Source organism: Pedobacter sp. JY14-1 (assembly GCF_029269825.1).
Taxonomy (GTDB): domain Bacteria; phylum Bacteroidota; class Bacteroidia; order Sphingobacteriales; family Sphingobacteriaceae; genus Pedobacter.
Genome location: NZ_JARJHU010000005.1, coordinates 356,665 through 381,238 on the forward strand (window position 1 = coordinate 356,665; position 24,574 = coordinate 381,238).

The window sequence follows — 24,574 nt, forward strand, 5'->3', positions numbered from 1 at the left end:
TTCATGATTTATTAGCTTTGGCAGCTAATCAAAAGGACAATGGAATTTAAAGAAAGTACGCAGTCCATACTCACCAAAAATCAGGAATTTACGGTAACGTTACTGGAAACAGAGAAGCCATCATGCATTGGTGTTTTCGCTGCTGGACGTGGTGGAAACCCATCCAGATACCTCCTTTTACTAAGGACATTGGCAGAACAGGGATGCACAGTTATTGCGCCCCATTTTCAAATGTTCGAATCTCCTTTACCTACAAATGAGGAACTCGATACACGCATCAGGCTCCTTGAAACGGTTATAGAGCACTATTCATATGTGCATGAGAAAATTACCGGCATAGGCCATTCTATAGGTGGAACTTTATTGCTCACTCTTGCCGGAGGAAACGCCCTTACTTATTCGGGACACCAATTGCGTACGCAATCAATTTGGAGATTTGATCGGCTTGCCCTTATGGCACCGCCAGTGGATTTCTTTCTGCACCCTGAAGCGCTCCAGGCAGTCAATACGCAGGTCTATCTGCGTAATGGAGGGACAGATACTATTACTCCTCCCAGTAAAGCCTTACGGTTAAAAGAACAATTTCGCAACCCAAGCCAGATAGAATTTATTTTAGATGAGCAAGCCGGGCATTTTAGTTATATGAACGAACTGCCTCCTGGGGTTAAAGATACGCAACCCAACCGACAGGATTTCTTAGCAGATTTAGCCAATGATATTGCTGGATATATCACTTCTTAATCCATGCCTCAGGAGGCTTTTCATGCTTGACACTTTTTTTACCCTCATTTTTAAATACCAGACAATACTAAATTTATTAGTCTTATAGCCACCAAACTAAAGTCATAAAACTAATTAATTTAGCTTTTTATTTGCATTTACACTTACAAATGCTCTAGCTTTGTTGCAACCTAAAATTCATTTATGTCCGGGGATAAACAAATTATTCACATGGATCAGGATGCCTTTTTTGTCTCCGTCGAAGTCAGAAAAGATCCTTCGCTGATTGGGAAGCCTGTAATCATTGGCGGCGCCTCAGATCGTGGGGTGGTGGCTTCATGCAGCTATGAAGCTAGAAAATTTGGCGTACACTCTGCAATGTCGTCCCGAATGGCAAAACAACTTTGCCCCCATGCGGTATTTATCAGGGGAAATATGGACGAATATTCCAAAGCCTCCCATGAGATCACGGACATTTTAAAAGAGCGGGTCCCGCTCATTGAAAAAGCCAGTATTGACGAGCATTATATCGACATGACCGGTATGGACAAATTTCATGGCACCCAGAAATATGCGCATGAACTCCGGGCGCTGGTCATCAAAGAGACCGGGCTCCCGATCTCTTTTGGATTATCGGTCAACAAAACCGTTTCCAAGATGGCCACCAATGAATGTAAGCCCAATGGCGAACTGAATGTGAAAGCCCCCGAAGTCCAGCCCTTTCTCAATCCGTTATCCATCCGCAAAATACCTGGACTGGGAGAAAAGACTTTCATCAAGCTCAGCGACATGGGCATCAAAAGAATACATACCCTTTCGCAGATCCATCCAGACCAGATGTATTTCCTGCTCGGTAAATCAGGTCTGTCGCTGCTTCAAAAAGCCAAGGGCATAGACCTTAGCCCGGTCATTCCTTACAGTGAGCAAAAATCCATTGGAACCCAGTGTACCTTCCATGCCGATTCCATTGATATTGAAATGATGAATAATTTGCTTACGGCCCAGGTAATGGATGTTGCTTTCCAGCTGCGCGAGAAAAAAAAGCTTTGTTCCTGTGTCACAGTCACCATCCGCTACGCCAATTTTGAAACCGAGACCAAACAAATGGCCATTGGCTATACCTCATTGGACAGCGTACTGATCACCACAGCGAAAGACCTGTTCAAAAAAATGTATAACCGGAGGATGCTGCTCCGCCTGATTGGCGTAAGACTGAGCAATCTGGTCTCTGGTTTCGAACAGATCGATTTATACAGCGAATCCCAGGAGCAGTACAGTCTGGTGCAGGCACTGGATAAAATCCGCAGACGTTTCGGTCAGGATGCAGTGACCAGGGCCTCAGCGATGGACATCAAATTGTAAGCGATGTATCTGAACGTCCATTCCCAATACAGCCTTCGGTACGGCACCATGTCCATTCAGACACTGGTAGAAGAAGCACATGTTCGTGGGATCACCCAAATGGCGCTGACCGACATCAACAACTCTACCGGGGTAATGGAATTCATGCGCGAGTGCAGGAAACATAAGATCAAACCTATTGGCGGCCTCGAATTTCGAAGAGATAAGAAATTGCTCTACGTCGGCATTGCACGCAATAAGGAGGGCATGAAAGAACTCAATGAGTTCCTGAGCGAACACAACCTGTCTCAAAAGGAGCTGCCCGATGAGCCCAATTTGTTTAAAGATGCCTACATCATCTACCCTTTTGGGCATAAACGTCCGTTGAGGGAAAGTGAATACATCGGAATACGCTTTGACGAACTGCATCAGCTCCACAACCGGAAGCCCGAACAACCGGAAAAATTAGTCGTCCTTCAACCGGTCTTCGTTGCCGGTAAAATTGGCTATCGGCTCCACGAATATCTAAGGGGAATCGACCTCAATACCCTGATCACCATGGTAGAGAAGGAAGACAAGTGCAAAGAGACCGACTTGTTTATGGACCTCGGTGAACTGGAAAATAAATATGCCAGGTATGCCTTTATCCTGGAAAATACCCGCAGGCTCATGGATAGTTGCCAAATGGACTACCCTGAAGGCAAGATCAAGCTGAACCGCAAAACCTTTACCGGGAATAAAAAGGACGATAAGCTGCTGCTGGAAAAGCTGGCCATGGAAGGAATGTTATACAGGTATGGCAACAAGAACAAGGAAGCACTGAGACGGTTAAAAAAAGAACTGAAGGTCATCATTGACCTTGAATTCTGTGCTTACTTTCTGATCACCAATGACATCATCCAATATTCCATGCGCAGAGGCTACTACCATGTAGGCCGGGGCTCCGGTGCCAACAGCATCGTAGCATATTGCCTCCGCATCACCGATGTAGACCCTATTGAACTGGATCTGTACTTCGAACGTTTCCTGAATGCAGAACGCACCAGCCCTCCGGATTTCGACATCGATTACAGCTGGGATGAACGCGAAGACGTGCAGGACTATATTTTCAAACGATACGGCCGGGAGCATACAGCGCTGCTGGGCGCGATGTCAACATTTAAAGACCGCTCCATTATCCGTGAGATTGGCAAGGTAATGGGGCTTCCCAAATCGGAAATTGACGGCTTTACCGACCCCAGTCGAATGACCGTAAACCGTGACAACGAAACATTTAAAAAGATCATGGCCATTTACGAGCTGATGAGCCAAATGCCGAACCAAAGAAGCATCCATGCTGGAGGCGTACTTATCTCGGAAGAACCAATTACCTATTACACGGCCCTTGACTTGCCACCTAAAGGCATGCCCACTGTCCAGTGGGATATGTATGAGGCAGAAGAAATTGGTTATGACAAATACGACATTCTCTCCCAGCGTGGTATTGGCCACATTAAGGAAGCGGTAAAACTAGTGCAACAGAACCAGCAAAAAATAATCGACATCCACCAGGTACGTAAGTTTATGAAAGATGAGCATGTGAATGAGCGCCTGAAAACCGGCAATACCATTGGATGCTTTTACGTCGAGTCCCCGGCCATGCGGCAACTATTATCCAAGTTGAAGTGCGACAATTACCTTACCCTGGTCGCAGCAAGCTCGATCATACGTCCCGGCGTAGCCCAGTCAGGCATGATGAAAACCTATATCCAGAACTTTCATCGTCCCGATGCCGTCCAATACCTGCATCCGGTCATGGAAGAACAGCTAAAGGAAACCTTTGGCGTCATGGTTTACCAGGAAGACGTCATCAAGATCTGTATCCATTACGGAGGTATGGATGGAACCGATGCAGACATCCTGCGCCGGGGAATGAGTGGCAAGTATCGCTCAAGAGTAGAATTTGACCGGCTCGTCGAAAAGTTCCATGAAGGCGCCAAGACTTTGGGCAGACCGGAGCCGGTCACCAAAGAAGTCTGGCGGCAGGTATCCAGTTTCGCCGGGTATAGCTTCTCCAAGGCACATTCGGCCAGTTTCGCTGTGGAGAGTTACCAGAGCCTATTTCTAAAAACCTACTACCCGCTTGAATTCATGGTCGGGGTCTTAAATAATTACGGCGGTTTTTATACCCGTTGGCTTTATGTGCATGAGCTCAGGAAAGCCGGGGCAAATGTCCATCTGCCTTGTGTAAACCATAGTAATAGCGTGGTTTCTCTTTATGGAACAGATGCCTGGCTGGGATTTATCGGCATTCAGGGATTGGAAAGCAAGTTTATTGAAGGCATTCCCGAGGAACGTAGGCAGAATGGTCATTATACCGATCTGGAAGATTTTGTTAAACGAACAGAGATCAGTCTGGAGCAGGTAGTGGTCCTGATCAGGGTGGGCGCCTTCCGCTTTACCAGGAAAAGTAAAAAAGCCCTGCTCTGGGATGCCCATACCCTGCTGGGGCAGAAGGCAAAACCCAGCAATCATGCGGAGCTATTCCAGGTTCAGGCCAGACACTATACCTTGCCCGATCTGGTCAACACCAAATTGGAAGATGCCTATCATGAACTGGAACTGCTTGGCTACCCTTTAACGCTATCTATGTTTGATTTGCTGAAGACCAGCTTCCGGGGGCAGATCCAGGCCAAAGATCTGACCGCTTATACCGGTCAAACCATTAAAATGGTAGGCCAATACGTTTGTGAAAAGACAGTACGTACCAGAAACAACAAAAAAATGTGGTTCGGCACCTTTCTGGACAACGACGGCAGCTTCTTCGATACTACGCATTTTCCAAAGGATACACCGTCCTATCCTTTCAGGGGTACAGGCTGTTATTTGATATTGGGCAAAGTTGTGGAAGACTTTGGTTTTCCAAGCATTGAAGTCCAAAAATTCGCTAAGCTGGAAATTGCAGAAAATCCAGTAATGGCCTAATAGCTCCGCAGTTCGATGCCCCTTTCTGGGACGAAGTCAAATCCGGTCTGACCATTCCATGCGATAGTTCACAATAACCACCTCCCCAATCAGGTTCTTATTTTCATTGATCATAACAAAACCTTTCCTTTCAAAGAATGCCCTGGCAGTCTTGCTCACATCAGCAGTGATTTTTGCACCATTGTTTATGAAAGCCTGCTTCAGCAGCGCATCAAATAGCAAATTGGCAATACCTCGCCGCTGAAAATCCTTCGAAACATATAAAACATCAAGGTAATTTTCATTTGTCAAGCTACCAAATCCGGCGATCTGCCCCTCCAGTTCAGCAACCAGAAAGTATTGCGATGCAATCCTTCTTTCCCATCGGGCATGATCTCTCCCGAGGTTCGACCAAATTTCCAGTTGCTGATCATCGTAATCAGCGCTACCGATCGTCAGCACTGTCTTTACATACAGATCAATAATATCGGGAATATCGGTCGCTAAAGCAGGTCGCAGTCTAAGGTCATTCGCCATCCCACAAATCTACACTTTCACTATTAAATAGAGTGAGAAATTCCTGCTATAGGCCCAGACCTGAGATTGCTGACGATAAACATTCATCTCCATCTCCACAAACTGCCAGTACCCCCCGCTGAGCTTAAATCAACCCGCTCATCGTAAAAGTGCATTTAACGCTGAAAGCAGCTGCTCTCCAAATAAATCGATTCCAAGGATTTTACCATCCGGACCAATAAGGAAATTAGAGGGCACTTTCTTCAGTCCATATTTCCTGTAAGCGGAATTATTTATTCCTTTCAGGTCGCTGAGCTGCAACCAGGGAAGCTGGTCGTCGTGTATTGCCTTCATCCATGGCTCCCGCTTATCGTCGACTGATACACCGACAATGGTAAAGTTCTTTGATTTGAATTGATGATACGCCAGCTTCAAATTCGGATTTTCCTGACGGCAGGGTATACACCAGGATGCCCAAAAATCAACCAGGACGTATTTTCCCTTAAAATCGTAAAGGTTGAAATTTTTCCCCGCCGTATCCGGCAACCGAAAATCAGGCAGCGCCGAAGCCTGCATCAGGCTATCAATCTTGTACTTGATTTGCTGTCCGATATGGTTGCCCTTCGCTTTTAAGCTGAAGCTGTTATAAAGGCGAATGAAACGCTGATCGTCAATCTTCGACATTCCACTTAAAAGTATTGGGTTAAGGTAGGAATCAGGATTGCTTTCTATATACTGCAGCTTCATCCGGTCAACAGCTGACCAGTAGACCGTCATCAGTGAGTCCAAAATCGCTTTAAATTTAACGTCTTTTGAGCTTAACCATTCTGTCTGCACCTTGAATGCCTCAGCGTATTCTGGAATCTTTCGCGTCGAACTCATAAAATTGTTGTATTCGATGGCTGTCGGACTCCCGGAGATTTGCAGATGATGCATCAGTGAGTCAAGAATTTTAACGTTTACCTTTCCGGGAGCGAGCAAAATCTCATGCCCAGCCTCTCCAGATTCCAGGTAGAACAAATCGCCGTGACCGGCAGACAAAGTCACACTGAACTTCCCGTTCACTACCGGAACATGATGCTGTGAGTAGTATTGCCTGGTTTGCTTGTTTTTTTCACTAATAACCAGCGTGTCCGGATAACTGCTGGTTTCAAAGCTACCGGTAATTTCGACCTTCTCCTGACTTTTAACCGTCATCACAGTGAGCAACAATATCAGGCCTGTCGCCGCTAAACAATGTAATGATATGTTCATTGTTAAATTTACTATATCCTACCGATAAAAACCTACAACTTATGCCGTGTTCACCGATTAACTATCCTCAAAAACTCCCTTAACACAGTTTAACAATTTTATTCTTTTGTAATTGACATTTTATCACGTACTTGAAAGCCAAAACCAATAGGTTAACCAAAAAAATACCCTAAAGCTATGAAACGCTCCCTCACACTGTCTTTCCTTCTTGTCCTTTTGTTTTGCTTTCATTCAAACGCGGCCGTCAAAATCCCGGCAAAACTTCAGGGGCTTTGGCTTATAGAATCCACCACAAAAGGCAACTGGGACGCCCTCACCATTGCAGGCAACCAGATCGAATTCTTTTACGACCTTTATCAGGTAGATAGTATCTCAGGTGTAGCGCCAAAATACCATATCTGGCTCTCCAATAAAGTTAAGGGCAAGATCTCCCTCCGTGCAGAACTTAGTTCCGATAGTACAGGCTCTTTCCAGTTTGATAAATGGGATAAGCCTAAGACCTGCAGACAGGTCAGCAAACATCCGGATATGGTCTACTACCCTATTGACCAAGTTCAAAAGGAGGTCAACGGAGAATGGGTATCTGGAGATCAGCTAAATGATTCCTTTTCCATAAAAGGAAGACAAATCCTTTTGCAAGGGCAGAAATGGGACATTCAGTGGTTTGGCAAATACCTCAACAGGGAATACCGTGCCCTGATCAAAAATAAGAATAATTACAGGCTAATCTATATAACGGGCAATGGCAGAACTCGTCGCATTGCTGCAGAAGGAGCAGCCAAGAGTTATAGCGCGAAAGCAAATAACCCCGCTGTATATCAGTTGCTGGGCAACTGGTACGATCCTGAAGCCAATAAATGGACCTTTGGGTTCTTTGAGGACTTTGCAATTTATAACAATGAATTCTGGAATTACCAGGAGCTGAAATTTTCAGCAAAAAAGTGCAGAGTTACCTTAAAGAACAGAGACAAGACCATTAACCTCATTGTGGAAAAGACAAACGACAGTCTGGTGTCTGTCCAGGCCGAAAATCAAGTACACCGGCAATACAAACGTGCAGGTAAAACCTTACCGCCTTACGCTACCAGTGACGAAACTACTTTCAAAGACACCCATTTTCAGCAAGTAGACACCGCGTACATTACAGGCTACCTGCGCAATGCGCCAAATCTCGAACCATTCAGAGTATCCAGAATCAACATTATCAAGGGAGATGAAGAGGAAATATATGCAGATGTAGATTCCCTTGGCCGTTTCCTCATCAAAGTCCCGCTGCTAAATACACAGCAGGTTTTTCTAGACTGGCATAGAATGCAAAAAATCGACATACTTGAACCTGGAGAGCACTATTTTTTATATCATGACTTCAACTCAGGACAATACCTTATGATGGGCGACGACGTGCGCTTGCACAACGAACTTGCGAGTTATCAGCCATATGCTGCATTCGCCCTTACAGAAGAAGAAAATAGCCGACGTGCAGAAGTGAATAAAATGAAAGGTATGGATTACCTGCAGGCTAAGAAGGCCGAACTAAAGAAGGCAAATACCTTTTTTGCCAACTACCTCAAACGCAACCTTCACCTTTCCGCAAAGACCAGGTATTTTGTCTGGAATTTTAACAGGTATAACATAGGCTTTTACCTGATGCAAAAGCGTTTCGATCTCGATAGACGCAACAGAGAGCATTTCCCTGCTGAATATATGGCCTATGTAAAGGATTCCCTGTTTATCGATCCGGTCGAACCCTATACTTTAGTGCGCGACTTCTCGACCTTCAGCAGAGATTACGTGCAATATATGAAACAGGATATCCGGGAATCCGGAGTTTCTCACCTGCAGACCTTATTGCGCCTGATCAACAACGGCACCATACCGGCAAGCGACCCTGAAAAAAAAGCAGTGATGCTTTCCTGGCAGATCGATAGCATTGCCAACGTTGACTCCATACGTGCAAAACAGCTGACAAAGAAATTAAACCTGAACCAATCGAAACTAGTGAGTAATCTTCGGTTAAAGCATCAGTCCCTGATAACAGATGTGGCAACAGAGACACTGGTATATAACATGCTGCAATCTGACATCGCAGGTAACCGGCAGCTTATCCCCAACGAGGACATCAGAAATACTTACAACGTGCAGGCAATAATGAGCTACCTGGATATGACAAGAAAGCCATTGGAATCCGGAAAATTCGAGGCCGCACTACAAGAGATAAAGTCTCCTGTATTTCAAACCAGCGTTCAGGATTACCAAAATTTCCTGCTCAAAAAAACAACGATAGATTTTGCCTATGCAGCCAGCCTGAAAAACACTGAACACCTGAAATCTTCAAAAGATGCAGACTCCCTATTTAAGGCGCTCCTGGAACCCTATAAAGGCAAAGTAGTTTACATAGATTTCTGGGGTACCTGGTGTGGCCCGTGCCGGGAAGAAATGAAATATGTCGGCAAGGCAAAAGAAGCATTGAAAGGCAAAGATGTCATATTCATGTATTTCGCAAACAACTCTCCTGAATTTACCTGGAAAAACATGATCAAAGAACTGGATTTAACAGGGGAAAATGTAGTTCATTACCGGCTCCCCGACTCCCAGCAATATATGTTAGAGCGCCGCCTTTCAGTCAGCTCCTTCCCTACTTATATGCTGGTTGACAAAACTGGAAACATAACCACAACGAAAGCCCCAAGACCGAGCAATCCGGATGAACTGGTAACTAAGGTTGATGAGCTGCTGAAACAATAGTTAAATAGCATATTCGCTGGCCAGAAGAGTTATTCGCCACAAAGTTCAGCTCAATGCAGGTACGTGTTTCAAAAAGACCTGAATATCGGCAAATCAGCAGAGATCAAGGTTACCATGAATGGCACCGGGGATACTGAAGGGCCAGGCGGTAAGCAGTGGCCACGGTGTGTCAGGTTTGCTTAAAAATGCCTCGCCTCCGTATTTCGCTGCCGGATCTCTTCTTCAGTTTTTAAAACGAAATGCGTCTTTACATTTTGTTCGGCCATTGCCTGTACCTCTTCTATTTGCGGTCGCAAAAGCTTTTCATATTCAGCAAATGCAAAGCGGTGATCGCCGTTGTGTTTGACCAATGCATCGGCCAAAGCCGCCGAACCCTGAATCGCCAGCGATCCGCCCTGACCGGCGGCTGGCGAAGGACAATAGGCGGCATCCCCTACCAACGCAACCCTACCCTTTGACCACGACGGCATTTTGATCTGGCAAAACTTGTCAAAATAGAAATCAGCCCCTGCTACCTCATCAAGCAATTCTCCGGTTCGCCAACCATCTCCCTTAAATCTTTCTGCAATGATTTGACGTTGTTGGGCAGAATCACGGTAATCATAGGAGATCTCGCCCGAAAGGAAAATAAAGATGACATCGGTTTTGCCATTGTAAGCATTCAACATCAATGACTTATAGGGAACGCTAAAGGTTTGCATCGTGCGCTGCGGCACTAACAATTTTGGTATAATACTGATGGCGAAGTAAGCGCCAAGGAAATGCTCGAAATCTTGTTCCGGGCCGAAGCAAAGTTTACGGGTACCTGAATGCGAACCATCACAGCCGATCACCAGGTCAAATTCACTCCTTTTATCACTTCGAAAAGTAACCTCGACATTTTCGCCCGAATCGCTCAGCTGCGCAATGCGGTCATTAAACCAAAACTCCACCTTCTGATCCAGTGCCTGCATCAATACATCTACGAACTGCTCACGCTCAATCTCCAGCTCCCCGCCCAACTCAGGTCCGGACCCATCATTGATAACAATCGTGCCTTCTGTGATATCCTGTGCATTTTTATACTCGATGCGGTCAACACCCAGGTGGTGTGCCCTGAGTTGCTCATATAAACCCATGCGCTTGACAATAGCGACCGCTGGCTCGTTCAAGTCTACCGCGGCACCATTGGTGCGTGGCGCTGCAGCTGATTCCACAACAGTTACCTGATAACCGATATGCTCTAACCACCAAGCCGTTGTCAGCCCGGCAATACTGGCTCCCGATACTAATACTTTTTGATCTTTCATGACACAAAGGTCTGTGCCGCTTGATCAATTGGATAGAATAATTGCGACAAAATCATCACTTAGGCCACCTCGGCGTTTGGCAAAAGCTGCCGCAGTAGTACCGCTGTAACGTTTGAATTCCCGGCTCAAATGCGACTGGTCGGCATAGCCCAATTCATGCGCTAAAGCTGAAAGGCTGGTTTCCGGTGCACGCCACAAACGATCGCGCACCTGCTCAAAACGGATCAGGCCCGAGACATCTTTGACTGTATATCCGGAAGAAGCCTTAAACTTTCGCTCCAAAGTACGCACCGTCGCGTTGGCTGCGGCGGCAACTGAACTTATTGGTAGGGAACCGTTTGCGGCCAACATGGCCTGACCGGCTTTTTTCAATTCCGGTTTTAGCGACTGTTGACACGCTAAAAACCAATCCCTGATTAGCATTAAGGCAGCATCAATGTTGCCATCAACGAGTAATGCTTCCAGATCTGTCTTTAAACTAGCCAACGGATGCGTAAAAGACTGCACCCCGCCTTTGACCGACTTGAGACCAAGCATATCGTAAACAGCCCAGGGAGCGCACTTGATACCAATAATCTGTAAATGCCCCGCGGCACGGAAATAAATCGGGTGCTGTAATAGGCCGACAATATAAGGCGAAGGTAAAGCCGTAGCCAGTCCATCATGCACCAGACTGCATTCACTCCCAAAATAGAAGATGATCTCTGCATTCCCGTCAGGCATCACCTCAAAATCTGCGGGTACAGCACCAAAGTCCATCTCCCGGAACCAAAATGCCCGGATGCTGTCTTGTAATATTTCCGGCGCCTCAATTTCCCGATGCTGCATAGTCAAAATTAATAAACCCCATATAAGCAGAAAAGTGGCCGAAAGACCAGCAGCTCCGGTTTGCCCGTTACTTCCAATAACTGCTCGGAAACTTTTCGGGAAAATACTTCTGAAACTCGCTCTTAAGGTTATAGGAAGCAAAGTTATCATCTTGTATCTTGCCTTCTGCATCGACCAGTACATACCTGGGTATGCCATTAAATTTAAACAGCTCCCTCAAGGCCAGATACTCATCAGCAGTAATCCGATGCGTGTTGGTCATCAGATTCTTTTTGGTGAAATCCTCATAGAAAGCTTCCCCGGTACTTTCGCTGTCTGTGACGAATACATAGTCGAAGTCCGGATTGTCCTTATACTTCTTTCGCAGTTCCAGACTGCTCTCAATTCCAGCACGACATGGGCTGCACCACTCCGCCCAAAAATCAACGATCAGCACCTTTCCTTTTAGTGGGCTGATTATCTTTTTAAACACACCGGCAGCCGCGGTGTTGGGTAAATCGTACGCCACCTTTCCAAGCTTGTATTTCTCATACATCCGGTCCATCTCCCGCAATACAAAGTGATCCTTAATAGATTTAGACAGCATGGCAATTTCGCCGTCAAGTCGCTGTTCTTTGTACTGGGAAAACTTAAAAATGGAAAGTAATGAGCGTACTTTCGCGATATCGTAAACCAAATTTGACGTCTTATTTTTGCTGAGATATGCGGAATCCAAAGCGTTGTAATTTCTCACTTTTTGATTTCTATACAGAATCATGCGATCGAAGACAGGGGAATACTCGAAGCGGTTGATGAATGTTGAAAAGCGATCAGAAACCAATAACGTGCGGTCATTCAAATTTATTCTGGTTAAGAAATCGCAATAGTTTTCCGGCATAGGTAATTTCAACACCTCATTTTGTGGATCCTGTTTCTGATAATAATCACGCGACACTTCATAGTCAAGCAGATAAACCGCATACATCAGATCCACCTGGTTTTTGACCATTTTTCGCACCCTCTCGGTCGTCTGCATTACCTTCATCGCACTGTCTGCTTTCCTGCTTGCTGTTTCCCAGTTTCTCAGCTGTTCCTGTTTAAAATCTTCCGGCTTCTGTGTTTTCTGGTAATTTTCCAATTTATCGTAGTCTGGATTGGGTAGTTGGATGGCAGCAAACTGATCGTTCACGGACTTAAGAACACCCAAATATTCAGCGCTTTTGCCATCCAAAATAACCCCGGTAGTGATTCCAGGCTCAGCGTAGAAATGTATTCTGTCATTATTAATGATAATGCTGGACACTATCGGATGTACACCTGGCAGGCTACACTCAAAAGTCCCATCCTTATTGATTCTAACTGTAGTGGGGAAATCTTCGTTAGTCAGCTGGTTACTATGATAAATGATGCCGCTCGCATAACCTGCATTTTTATCATAACCTTTAATGTAGCCAAAGATTTTAATAGAATCGCTCGTAAAAAATCCTTTATGCTTTGGTCTAGCCCCTTTTAACGCTGCTTTTTCATTGAGCCATTTCTGGATTGGAACAGGTATGGAAGCATCAAGCTTTGATTGCCCCGTGGTTTGTGCTTTCGCGAACAGTACAATCAGTGCAAGCGCGATGGAAAGAAGATATTTCATGAGATATGGTTAATTTTAAGTGAAGATACAAAACTTTAGCTTCTACTACCTAATCAAGAAGATATAGCCAGACAAACGTTTCCGGTTGTCGAGTTCAATGACATAGTAATACGTTCCCGTGGGCAGGGCCTTGCCATTATGAGTTCCATCCCAGGGTTTGGGATATGCCAAACTTTTGAATATCAGCTGACCAGTGCGGTTATAAATTGTCAATTTACTGTATCTATAGGAGTCTAATCCGGAAATTAACAACTTATCATTGATGCCATCTCCGTTGGGAGTAAATGCGTTGGGGACCATTAATTTCTCTTGAACAAAAATCGATACCTCATCAGTCACTGTGAAACATCCATTTGGCGATTTTACGGTAAGCCGGTAGGTAACGTCTTCTGTAGGACTTGCGGTAGGACGGGCAAGAGAGGGGTCATCCAGATAAGTTGCGGGTGTCCAGGTGTAAGTAGCACCTTCTACATCGCTAATCTGGGCACCTAGCATTATTTTATCGCCCTTCATTATTGCCGTGTCAACGCCGGCGTTCAATATGGGCTTATCTATTACCACTACCTTGACAGATAACACAGCACTGCAGGAACCATTAAAAACCGTCACCCTATAGCTCGTGCTTGCAGTTGGTTTAGCGGTTGGCGATGCTATATCTGTTGCAGAGAGACCCGCTGCGGGCGACCAGGAGTACTGAGTGCCGCCAGTAGCAGTTAAGGTTACACTATTGCCTATGCAAACAGTTTGTTCGGCCGATACTGTCGGTATAGGTGTAGCATTAATCATCATTTTAACGATGTTACTTGGGGTACCCATGTTGCAGGGCGCGCTTGTAATCAGCCGACGAAAATAGGTAGTGACAGTAAGAGGCGGTGGGTCATATTCAATCGAAGTGGCACCACCAATATTTATAAAATTAACACTATCCGTTGACTGCTGCCACTGGTAATCCACATGGCCCGTGGCTTTCACTGGCGAACCGCGAATGATCCCGGGATCACCAGAATTGCAAAAATTCAACATAGATGGGGCTGTGATGGTATTTTTCGATGCGGCTGTCAAAAGGGTTAATGTAATTACATTACTGGCGTTCAGCGCCGCACACTCCGATGTGATGATCTTGCGGCGGTAATAGGTTGTCGCAGATAATACCGTCGGCTGAAAATCTTTTGAAACCGCGCCTGCAATATCTTTGAAGGTCATGTTATCCAATGATTGCTGCCATTGGTAAGTGTAATTACTTCCGACGGGAACGCTACCGATAATAACTCCCGGATCAGTGTCCGGGCAAATTTCCGATACTGCGGGCGCGGTAGCCGTGTTGTTAGCAATCGGTATTTCATTTGTAGGGGAATACCGTATGATAAACATATCTCTCAGCCCGCGGAATGGGGGATTAACATTATTGGCTGTCATGCTATTCACACCGCATCCTGTACCGTTAAAATTAACGGTAGTAATAAACGCACCGGTTACCACTATTTCATCGCTGACATTTACTGTTACATCCTGGACACCAACTTGCGATAATTTATTAACGTAGTTAAGGTTAATTGAAGTACCAGTGCCACCGGCAAGGTCGGGTATGCGAAATGCCCATTTGTAGTTGCCGTTCTCATCATACTTGGCTAAAAACATATTAACGGACTCATTAGCATTACGTTCGGCTAGGGAGGAAGAATGATCGAAATCGACATTTCCAAAAAAATTGCCAGTGAGGTATAAACTGTTATCCGGTCCGGTTGTCATTCCGGTATTAAGCACAGTAGCATTTGTACCATTTATACTTTTATGATACAACAAATTTCCGGCTGATGAATATTTTGCAATAAACATATCCTGCGTTCCTTTAACGACCAGGGTTGGGGCCACGCCAAAATCTACTTGAGAAGAAAACGAACCATTTATATAAATGTTGTCCTGACTATCTAATGCCAGCTTAACATTGTTCTTGTTCGCATTCACATTAATGGTCTTGATCCATTGTAAAATGCCTGCTGGTGAATATTTGGCAATAAACAAAGTATGGTTGGCATTAACATTGACGGGTGTGCCTAATGGATTGTAATTAACCATACCATCGGTGTAGCCAGCAACAATAATGTCGTTTTTACTATCAACCAATGTCTCTATCGCTGAATTATTGGATAAACCTGTTGAGCCGAGGTTAAATTTCCAAATCACATTACCATCGGGATCATATTTTACCACCAAACCATCATAGGTTCCTTTTGCGGTAACCACACCTTCTACGTCAGGTGATCCTCCAAACCTAAATGCAGCGATCAAATTTCCGGCGTCATCGCTGGACACTTTATGCCCTGTTTGTGCATCCTCATATATCAGCACTCTGTCCGGGTCTATTGGAATATTTTTGCTGCCGCTTTCGACTAATTTCTCCCACAACACGTTTCCATCGTTGTCAAGATGCAAAATAAAAGCATCTGAATAACCGTTTGCATTGTTGTGCGGAACCTTAGGGGGTCTCTCTCCAATCACGGTGATGTTGCCGTTACGGTCAAGGTCAAGCCAATTTCCGGTGCCACTAAATGACTTTGCCCAAACAAGAGTACCTGCCGCGCTATATTTAGCAACAAACCCGCTGGCAATTACTCCGAGGGTAAATATATCTGGAGAAGGGTCGAAATCAACGTTATTTGTTTTAGCGCTGAAACCGCCAATGACGTAACTATTGCCCTGACTATCCAGTTTTACAACAGAACCATAAGCGTTAGCTTCCTCACCCCCAACATTTAGCATCAAACTCGGCGCCACAGGGATCTTTTGCCCAAATCCGCAGAGAGGTAGTGCACCAAGCAAAACAATAACACAAAATAATCTACTGAGAATCATTGACTTGTAATCTTCAAGTTAAAAAGACTATTTCATTTTTCCTATCTTTAGTTAAACAAGTTTTGCTGACATCTAAATTGCTCTTCTATGTCAAAAAAGATTTACCTGTTCATCGTCGCTTTCTGCCTGCTGAATTCATCTATTGCCAGGCAGGCCAAATCGGACAAAATCACAAGCGAGAGGATCGCGGCCGAGAAACTCGTTTCAACGGTCAATCCCAGCGACACATTGCTCGAAATCCTGACCAGGCGCATACGCAATTTCACTTTTCTGCAACAAACAATGAATTATGCACCGCTCAGTTATGCCAGTCCCCCGTTTTGTGAGCTCGGCAGTCCAAAAGATGGTTATATCTTATCCGCGGACATTCAGCCTAACTTTGTCATTGGCGGGAAAAGGTGGTCGGTTCCAGTCCATTTGACAGCCAGGTATAAAGTCCGGATATTTCGTGACGATGAACAGGCGGGGGACCGTTCATTGCCAGTCAGGACGCCGAGCTTTATGCCAGGGTTCACCGCCTTCTATCCTCTTCAAAGGTATTTGCAATATCTACTATCAGCAAAGCTACAGCTTTGTAAGGATAGGTGTTGCGCTGGGATTTTTTGTCGCACCAGGCATGATCGGTAACAAGTAGCATGACAACGTTCTTGCCCGGAAACTGGTCATAAAACTTCAGGTAAGTACCCCGGAATAAACAATAACAAATAGATGAATACCCAAACCAAACTCCATCAACTGATCATTTATTTCACGCTCGCGTACCTTATTAGCTGGATTATCTGGTTCCCCCTTTACAGCCCGGCCTTTGGCGTAAATGGCTTGCCCGTGCTGCCGCTTCATCATGGCATCGGTGGTCTCGGCCCGATGATCGCATCCTTGATCTGCACCCGGGTGTTTGAAGGTGAACAGGGACTAAAAATCCTTGTTCGGCAAATGGGGAAATTCAAGCCAATGCTTTACGTCGCCATTGCTTTGCTCGCTCCTTTCCTGCTTGCAGGGATCGCAGCTGTTATCAATCAGCTGCTGAATCATCACCCGGTTGAGTTGCCAGGGCTTTTTGTTGCCAAGGAATTTCCGGAGTTTAATTTTATTGGGTTTCTGCTCTACAACCTACTGTTTTTCGGGTTCGGTGAAGAAGTAGGCTGGCGAGGTTTTGCGTTGCCACGTTTGCAAGCCCGGTATAACGCTTTGTGGTCAAGTCTCGTCCTCACGTTTTTCTGGGCTTTGTGGCACTGGCCACTGTTTTTGTACCGTCCCGGATTTATAGACATGGGTATTGCCGGAACCTTCGGCTGGATATTCAGCCTGCTCACCGGCAGTGTGCTGTTGACCTGGCTTTATAATAGTTCAAAAGCCAGCATACTGGTATGTGCTATTTTTCATTCTACGATTGACATCGCGTTCCTGGCAGACTTTACCGATCAGAATATCATTAATTATATGGGTATGCTAATTACTGTGTGGGGGATCGCGACCATTATGATTTTTAAGCCTAAAAATTTATCGACCACTGAAAAGATCAAATTATGACCGAGACCTCCCCCCGGACGCATTATCATACAAATGGAAAAGCTCAGCTCCTATAAATGCATCAGTTAAATCAACCTTAAATTCACTCATACTCGCAACCCATATAGGTACCTAGCTTTTCCCTCATACGGCGAAGCAAAGCCCAAGGCCCTGTTGCCCGACTCGCAGGCGTACAGCATATTACACTCCACCCTCATTCCTATTATCATTGACCAGCGTGAGTGCTGATATCAAGCAAAAATGCTATTTTCCTACATTGGTACAAGATTGACCGCACCATTGTCAGGAAACCAAACATAAGCTGCTATGTTTAAATAAAATCTCAAAATCGCATTGCGAAATCTAAGACAGCATCTATCATCAACATTGTTGGTCTGGCCATTGGACTGACCGCAAGTTTACTTTTGCTGCTGTACATATTCTATGAACTGAATTTTGACCGGCAGTCTCGCCACGACTTTTTAGATCAGCATATTCTTGCAATCCTGAACCAGTGCCCATAGTATTTGCCCGCATTGGAACATTTTGTTCGGAACCGAACAAATGCTGAAACAAAAATGTGCTTTTCTGGTCAATAGATCAACATTTGCTCTGGCACACAAAATGCCAGAACCCAGAAAATTTATATGCTAAAAAGATTCTCTATCCTGATCCTGGCTTCGGCCTTACTGCTAACAGCAACGCCTTCGGTTGCGCAATTACCGGCAAAGCTAGATAGTATTGTCCAAACCTACACAGGCCTTGGCGAATTCAATGGTACAGTTCTGGTTGCTCAAAGAGGTAAAATCCTTTTGAATAAAGGGTACGGCCTGGCTGATCAGGATAAAGCATCACCCAACAAACCTGAAACCATATTCGGCATCGCTTCAATTACCAAAACATTTACATCCACACTGGTACTTAAACTTGCTGAGCAGAAGAAACTTGCGATCAGTGACAAGATCAATAAATATTTTCCGGAGTTAAGAAATTGCGGCAGCATAACGATCGGTCATTTGCTCAGCCACACCTCTGGAATCAGTGACAGGGCAATCGAAGAGAAGTTCAGGAACGTCGACCTGACGGCCAAAACATTAGAGGAGAAACTGATGATCGAACTGGACAAAACGCCGCTTGCTTTAATCCCTGGGACGACTTTCAGCTACAGCAACCGCGGTTACTACTTACTAGGTTACCTGATTGCAAAAATAACCAATATGAGTTATGAGCAGGCTGTGAGCGCTTACATATTGAAACCATACCGATTAAAAAACAGCGGTTTTGACTTTGCAGCACTTCCCCAAAACCAGAGAGCCAAGGGCTATTGGGCCGAGAACGGGAAAAACTATGACAAAGAGACGCCATTAAACGACCCAAGGATCACGTTTGCTGCCGGAGCACTGTACTCGACAGTTGGCGATCTCTACCGCTGGCACCAGGTCTTACAACAAGGGAAGTTCATCAGCGAGAAAAGTCAGGACCTCGCGTATAAAAAGTATTCTCCGACTTATGGTTATGGTTTTCAGATTGACTCCGTCAACGGGCAGCAACTCGTATCCCATAGCGGTGGCTTTTGGGGTTTCAGAAGTAATTTTGCAAGAATCCCAAAAGACGATATCTGCGTAATTCTGTTGTCCAATCATGAGGTTTCAGGATTGGGTGAGATCACCAGAAACTTACTACAAGCCGTCTACCATCTACCTGTGAAATTGCCAGTAAAGCGCATTCCAGTCCAGGTGTCCAGAGAAATCCTGGAAAGGTATACCGGCAACTATGAAATTTCGGCGCCGCCACTAAAACTAGAAGTTAAACTTGAGGAAAAAGGCCTTGTAGTTTACCCATTTCAGGGGCCAAAATCCGAACTGGCCGCATTGGATGCATCCCATTTCTATGATATGCTTCAGGAAAGCATTGAGATCACCTTTGAAGAGCAAAACGGAGAAAAGCAGATGCGAATCAAAATCAATGGTAATGAAAGGATCGCTTTAAAAAAGGGAGAATGACTACTCACCCATGTGAAAATGCGTTTCATCTTCCAGGAATAACATTACCGAACAGTGGCCGTTCAGTAGTTAAAAATAACCTCTACCCCATCAGTAACGTATTCGATCTTCTGTAACTGCCTATTGTCTATTGTATAGTTAAACGCCTTCGTTTTGGTTTCCTGCAAGGTCCCATTCACAATTAGCTTGGTGATAATTTTTTTTGGCAATTTATTGAGCCGGCTTAATAATGGGTAATTAAAAAAGGTATAATCTGGTTGAACCAGGTGCCAAAAATCCAGCACAGCCCATGGCAAGAATTGCAGCTCTACACTGTAATCAGAGAAGTAATACTCTATTTTCCGGTTTGGCTGAGCAGGGTAGGTAATTGCCGCCTTAGTTAACATACCTTGTCCGTCATATTCATAAGTGGATGTGGCTACCAGGTTGCTTTTGAACTCATCGAATTGCAGATACTTCATTGATTTCAAAGTGCCTGTAGCATTGTAATCAAAATCAAGTCGAGAGCCGTGATGCTCATCGTTGATCACAACTTCCTCTATGTTGCTGATCTGTCCGGCTGTATTATAACTGAATTTATTCTTTTTAATATCGTCTTTGGTAATATCAATAAGTACGCTGTTTTGATAAGAAAACTTGCGGATGTGCCCGCCTGCGTTTTGTAGCCCGCCTATCGTTTTTTTCAGCGAGCCGTCGGAATTATAAGTAAACTCTTCTTTTGCTGAGTTGCTCCAGTTTGTAGATTTCAATGGTGTGCCGGTTGGCTTTACATTAACTACAGGCGCAAGATCAGGCTTTGTGGCGTCTTTAGTACATGCAGTTTGCAAAGTAAGGATGGTGAATACGGTAGCAGTAAGGATTTGGTATTTCATGTGTAAACGATAGTAATCTCGTAATTGGAGACGTCAGTTGCAGCAGGTTCGTAACGGGTACCGCCAAATAAATTATTCAAACCATACTTATTTTATGGTCAGTTGCATGTGAGTATGTTGTCTGCCGGACAGCATTACAGAATGCTTTTCGACGAAGCCTAAATCGCTGTAAAGGCGTTTTGCTTGTAGCTCGCCAGGCCGCCCACCAAGAAGCTTTTGGAAAGCAGCATACCAATTTCGGGCACATATTCCAGCCAGATGGGACCTCATACGCCACGGCATTGGATATTTTTGTATTATTACCATTCAATTTACAAACCTCAGGGAATTCAGTGAACAGTAATGCAAGACAGCTATAAAAAGATCGATCTGCTGGGAAAGCCTTTCCTGCAAAAGCTGGTGGTAAAACCGCCCTTTGCCTATGACTTCCCGGTAGAAGAACGTGCCTGCTTTTTATATGTTTTACAGGGCGAAATGCAGTTTCAGTTTGAGGATGACCGGACCGATATTCCTGTTAACCATTCGCTGTTATTGAATTGCCTTAATCCGGGGAAACAAATTCGTAATACCAGAGACGCCGGCACGGGCGAAGTGGTCATCGTCACCTTTCACCCGGAAATCTTAAAGAAAGTTTATGAAAGGGAATTGCCGGCCATTATTCAACCAGGCAGATCTGTATCCAATCAATCTCAGGGCAGGATCAATAATGATTTTCTGATCCAGAAGTATATTGAGGGGCTGCTTTTTTATTTCGAGAATCCGTCACTGGTGAATGAGGAGCTATTGATCTTAAAACTGAAGGAAATCATCCTTTTATTATCCCAAACGCAGCAGGCTGATACCATTCAGGTTATTTTATCCCAGCTTTTTTCTCCTGCAAAATTTTCCTTCAGACAAATTATTGAAGCTTATCTGTTCGCACAGATCAACATCGAAGAACTGGCGCAAAAAACCAACTTAAGTGTTTCGTCTTTCAAAAGAGAGTTCGCTAAATTGTATAACGATACGCCCGCAAATTATATGAGGAACAAAAAGCTGGAGAAAGCCGCGGAACTGCTTTTGGCTTCCGATAATCGCATTGCTGATATTGCCTATCAGTGTGGTTTTAATGATCTGGCTAATTTTACCAAAAGCTTTCACGACAGGTACCAGCTCTCGCCAAGCCAATACCGGCTGAACCAAATTGCCAAGTAATTGAGCTGAATTACAAAACGTGTATGCTGTCTACGCTGCACCTTTGTATTGTCAATATCGACAATCAAAATTTAATTCATCAACAACATGAAACGTACAGCAAAAGCACATTGGGAAGGCACCATTAAAGAAGGCAAAGGCCATTTAAGTACCCAAAGCGAAATTTTAAACCAAACCAACTACAGCTTCAAAACCCGCTTTACGGGCGAAGAAAAAGGCACCAACCCGGAAGAACTGTTGGCCGCGGCACATGCCGGATGTTTTACCATGGCCGTGAGCTTAGGGTTAACAGAAAAGGGATTCAACCCTGCATCCCTGGATACCGAAGCAACTTTAGTAATGGAAGGAGCCAGTATCAAAAGTATCCATCTTGCGATTACAGGCGTGATGACTGGCGCCAGTGCAGCAGAATTTGAAGCAATTGTAAGCGGCGCAGAGAAAAATTGTCTGATCTCAAAAGTATTGAACATACCCCTCAGTTCAGAAGCTCATCTGGCATCTTAATTTTCAGTTTTTTCTCATCTTGGGTTCCCACGGTTAACGAGTTTCGTGCTGTTTATAGCAGGTTCTGTCTACCAATTTATCAAGCAGCAGAAACTTAACTGGCAATAGGTACAACGCAATTTAAGGAGAACGATCACCAGTCGTTCTCCTTAATTCACCAGAGCACAATTGAGCCTGTTTTTCCTGCGCTGGCGCCTGTACCTAACTAATCTTACAATTCCATAAGTGGCACCCGAAAGCAAAACAAGGGCAGATGCGACGATCCGGATCATTTGAGTTTTGAACTCCGCGAAGGTCGCGTAGTTTTCGTTTTGCAGGGCATTTGGCTTGAGATAAATGATGCCTTTATGGTTATCTAAAACGACGTTGAACTGGTTAAGAACCTGATTGCCGAGCAAACTTTGCTTGGGATGGGGATACTTGGGGTTATTGACGTTTGTAACGATATCCCGGAAAGACTTACCGCCGATTTTGACTTCCTCGATGCGGACGATGCGTTTGTTGCCCAGGCTTAGGATCTTCTCGAACTTGTTCCAAAGATCATATCGGTTGGTGAAGTCATCTCCGACAAGCATGGTGCCTTCCCGTCCGGTGTCAAAAAGGAAGTGGAACGGGTAGTAATGCTTTCCTACTTTCACCTGGACTTCAAATCGCGGTCTGTCCTGGTAATAGATGACATCGTGTGCGCTGTATCCGGCGAGGTCCTTTTGAAGGGTGTCCGACAGGATCATGATTTGCTTCTCATAGTCGATCTCAACGATCTTATCGCGAAGAAGGGAATTGCCGATGATCAGGTCCTCCCCTTCATCGAGGTTCCTGACCTGGACCAGCGGGACGTTTTTCCAGCTCAATCCCGCAATCTGGAGCTGGTTGCTGCTGGAGCTAGGTTCGTTTCGCGTGCCACTGGAGTTTTGTACAGAAATGGTCCCGTCAAATTTGACCTTGGCTATTTCCGCTGACGTGTGGTTAAGGGCCGTGATCCCCGCCCCGAAATCGAACATGATGGTTAGCTCCCGGCTGCCATTCAGTTTCCCTTTGAAGTAGATCCGGCTGTCCTTCATGAAAAATGGTAAAGTATCTGCCTGTTGACTGGCTGTGTTCTGAATTCGCCCCGGGCTGATATTACTCTGGTAGTTTGCTGAGATGCGGGTAAAGCAGCTGTCCTTTCCCTTCAATATGACAAAGTCACACGTCTTTCCGTACTGGGGCGTAAAAGAGATACAGTCCCGGTCGGTGATGAAAGTAACCTTGCGGTTTGCCCTGGGCACTTGCACAAAATAGGTATCGGGTCTCGCCTGAGGGCTTAAGGTCCAGCTGTCCTTGCTGAGTTCCCTGCCGTCACGGATGCTGACCGTCGGCTTGCCTGAGCGGATGACCGGAAGCTGGGTCTGCGCGCTAAGTGGGTTGGATTCGGGCAACAGCAGGCCCAGCGCAAGAATTGCGCGAATGAGAAATGGTTTCATTTTAGTGAAGTCTTTGTTGTCTTTCTGGTTTGCTTTGTGCTATTGCCGCCTTGTGGAATCGCTGACCTGCTTAACGATATAGTCGTTGATACGCCTGAAGTCGGCTTTGAATTTTTCAATAGCATCCGCACTGTTCTTGCTACGATCTGCGGTGATATTCAGCCTGCGGCCCTTGGCGTAAACTTTGCAATTTCTGCCGTCGTTGAAGGTGACTGCGACCGTGTCACCGCTTTTTGTTAAAACGCTGTTGGTTTGGCTCCAGGTTTTGATGTAGGAAAGAACGCTGGCGGATTTCTCAATTGGGTAGCTGGCCATCAGGGAGCTTTGCCGGTCGTCCTCGGTGTAGGTTATAGTCGTCCGCGACGGGTTATTGTAATCCCGGCTGATCACGTAATTACCGATCAGGTAGATCCCGACAATAATTGCGGTCAGTACAAAGATGATAATTATTGGCTTTTTCATGAGCTTTTACGTCTTCTGATCAGATAATAGGTAAGCAAACCCAGCGCTACCGCGAAACTAAGGATAATCGCGGAATGAAGGCCCAGGGGCTGGGTAAAATAGCATAGGGTCAGACCTAAGCCGGCAGCGATAAGCACGCAGCTGTACTTCAGCGCAAGTTCTGCCAGATTGGTTTGCTTGGGAAGGATTTGGCTGATCACTTCCGGCGAAGCGCTGTGCTCGATAAGCGTGCGGAGCAGCCGATCATTGAGGAATAGCCGGACCAGGGTAAGTAAGAAGGAGCTTGCGATCCAGACGCACAGCAGGATAGCGATTGCATTCATGGCAAAGAGCATCGTCTCTGCGTTGCCCATTCCTCCTACTTGCTTACTGTTGGCCAGTGCTGGGCTAAGCAGCATTGCGGCAGCCAGTTTGTATTTTATTTTTGCTGATGATTTCATGTCAATACGTTTATAGC

At 45.2% G+C, this 24,574-nt stretch carries 19 protein-coding genes; 9 read left to right on the plus strand and 10 right to left on the minus strand.

Annotated features, from left to right (window positions below; genetic code table 11):
• Positions 1-39 precede the first annotated feature (39 nt).
• The 3 genes from P2W84_RS12065 to dnaE all read left to right on the plus strand — a co-directional run bounded on the left by P2W84_RS12065 (position 40) and on the right by dnaE (position 5,025).
• On the plus strand, positions 40-741 hold the full coding sequence (locus tag P2W84_RS12065) for a hypothetical protein (RefSeq protein WP_276090393.1): 702 nt from the start codon (positions 40-42) through the stop codon (positions 739-741).
• 183 nt (positions 742-924) lie between these two features.
• Positions 925-2,082 carry a DNA polymerase IV gene (gene dinB / locus P2W84_RS12070; protein WP_276090394.1) on the plus strand — a complete coding sequence of 386 codons (1,158 nt, stop codon included), beginning with the start codon at positions 925-927 and terminating at the stop codon, positions 2,080-2,082.
• 3 nt (positions 2,083-2,085) lie between these two features.
• A complete protein-coding gene (gene dnaE / locus P2W84_RS12075; protein WP_276090395.1) occupies positions 2,086-5,025 on the plus strand; it encodes a DNA polymerase III subunit alpha in 2,940 nt (979 codons plus the stop codon).
• Positions 5,026-5,061: 36 nt separating this feature from the next.
• On the opposite strand, the gene P2W84_RS12080 is transcribed toward dnaE, so the two are convergent.
• Complete coding sequence (locus P2W84_RS12080) at positions 5,062-5,541, minus strand: GNAT family N-acetyltransferase (protein WP_276090396.1); 480 nt, start codon at positions 5,539-5,541, stop codon at positions 5,062-5,064.
• A gap of 138 nt (positions 5,542-5,679) precedes the next feature.
• On the minus strand, positions 5,680-6,774 hold the full coding sequence (locus tag P2W84_RS12085; RefSeq protein ID WP_276090397.1) for a TlpA disulfide reductase family protein: 1,095 nt from the start codon (positions 6,772-6,774) through the stop codon (positions 5,680-5,682).
• A 177-nt stretch (positions 6,775-6,951) separates the two neighbouring features.
• Between P2W84_RS12085 and P2W84_RS12090 the strand changes: the two genes are divergently transcribed.
• Positions 6,952-9,519 (plus strand): TlpA disulfide reductase family protein, encoded by a 2,568-nt coding sequence (locus tag P2W84_RS12090; RefSeq protein ID WP_276090398.1) that lies wholly within the window; start codon positions 6,952-6,954, stop codon positions 9,517-9,519.
• Positions 9,520-9,698: 179 nt separating this feature from the next.
• Here P2W84_RS12090 and P2W84_RS12095 read toward each other — a convergent pair whose 3' ends face one another.
• From P2W84_RS12095 to P2W84_RS12110, 4 genes are all read right to left on the minus strand, one after another.
• A complete protein-coding gene (locus tag P2W84_RS12095) occupies positions 9,699-10,808 on the minus strand; it encodes an FAD-dependent monooxygenase (RefSeq protein ID WP_276090399.1) in 1,110 nt (369 codons plus the stop codon).
• A 24-nt stretch (positions 10,809-10,832) separates the two neighbouring features.
• Positions 10,833-11,636: a helix-turn-helix domain-containing protein gene (locus P2W84_RS12100; protein ID WP_276090400.1), complete on the minus strand. Its 804-nt coding sequence runs from the start codon at positions 11,634-11,636 to the stop codon at positions 10,833-10,835.
• Positions 11,637-11,703: 67 nt separating this feature from the next.
• Positions 11,704-13,257, minus strand: a complete 1,554-nt coding sequence (locus P2W84_RS12105) for a TlpA disulfide reductase family protein (protein WP_276090401.1) — start codon at positions 13,255-13,257, stop codon at positions 11,704-11,706.
• A gap of 45 nt (positions 13,258-13,302) precedes the next feature.
• A complete protein-coding gene (locus P2W84_RS12110) occupies positions 13,303-16,110 on the minus strand; it encodes a gliding motility-associated C-terminal domain-containing protein (RefSeq protein WP_276090402.1) in 2,808 nt (935 codons plus the stop codon).
• An 87-nt stretch (positions 16,111-16,197) separates the two neighbouring features.
• Between P2W84_RS12110 and P2W84_RS12115 the strand changes: the two genes are divergently transcribed.
• From P2W84_RS12115 to P2W84_RS12125, 3 genes are all read left to right on the plus strand, one after another.
• Positions 16,198-16,737 (plus strand): hypothetical protein, encoded by a 540-nt coding sequence (locus P2W84_RS12115; RefSeq protein WP_276090403.1) that lies wholly within the window; start codon positions 16,198-16,200, stop codon positions 16,735-16,737.
• 81 nt (positions 16,738-16,818) lie between these two features.
• Positions 16,819-17,640, plus strand: a complete 822-nt coding sequence (locus P2W84_RS12120; RefSeq protein ID WP_276090404.1) for a type II CAAX endopeptidase family protein — start codon at positions 16,819-16,821, stop codon at positions 17,638-17,640.
• A 626-nt stretch (positions 17,641-18,266) separates the two neighbouring features.
• Positions 18,267-19,622 carry a serine hydrolase domain-containing protein gene (locus tag P2W84_RS12125; protein WP_276090405.1) on the plus strand — a complete coding sequence of 452 codons (1,356 nt, stop codon included), beginning with the start codon at positions 18,267-18,269 and terminating at the stop codon, positions 19,620-19,622.
• 62 nt (positions 19,623-19,684) lie between these two features.
• Here the strand turns inward: P2W84_RS12125 and P2W84_RS12130 are convergent, their stop codons facing one another.
• Positions 19,685-20,494, minus strand: coding sequence for a hypothetical protein (locus P2W84_RS12130; protein ID WP_276090406.1), 810 nt, complete (start codon positions 20,492-20,494; stop codon positions 19,685-19,687).
• Between the two features lie 342 nt (positions 20,495-20,836).
• Here P2W84_RS12130 and P2W84_RS12135 point away from each other — a divergent pair, with 342 nt between their 5' ends.
• Both P2W84_RS12135 and P2W84_RS12140 read left to right on the plus strand, forming a co-directional pair.
• Entirely contained in the window at positions 20,837-21,688 is an 852-nt protein-coding gene (locus tag P2W84_RS12135) for an AraC family transcriptional regulator (RefSeq protein WP_276090407.1), read from the plus strand.
• An 87-nt stretch (positions 21,689-21,775) separates the two neighbouring features.
• Positions 21,776-22,192 carry an OsmC family peroxiredoxin gene (locus P2W84_RS12140; RefSeq protein WP_276090408.1) on the plus strand — a complete coding sequence of 139 codons (417 nt, stop codon included), beginning with the start codon at positions 21,776-21,778 and terminating at the stop codon, positions 22,190-22,192.
• Between the two features lie 149 nt (positions 22,193-22,341).
• Here P2W84_RS12140 and P2W84_RS12145 read toward each other — a convergent pair whose 3' ends face one another.
• From P2W84_RS12145 to P2W84_RS12155, 3 genes are read right to left on the minus strand one after another with little or no spacing between them, the layout of a single operon-like run.
• Positions 22,342-23,655: a pepsin/retropepsin-like aspartic protease family protein gene (locus P2W84_RS12145; protein ID WP_276090409.1), complete on the minus strand. Its 1,314-nt coding sequence runs from the start codon at positions 23,653-23,655 to the stop codon at positions 22,342-22,344.
• Positions 23,656-23,694: 39 nt separating this feature from the next.
• Complete coding sequence (locus P2W84_RS12150; protein ID WP_276090410.1) at positions 23,695-24,117, minus strand: hypothetical protein; 423 nt, start codon at positions 24,115-24,117, stop codon at positions 23,695-23,697.
• Complete coding sequence (locus P2W84_RS12155) at positions 24,114-24,557, minus strand: hypothetical protein (protein ID WP_276090411.1); 444 nt, start codon at positions 24,555-24,557, stop codon at positions 24,114-24,116. Before P2W84_RS12155 ends, P2W84_RS12150 begins: the two co-directional genes overlap by 4 nt.
• Between the last annotated feature and the right edge of the window lie 17 nt (positions 24,558-24,574).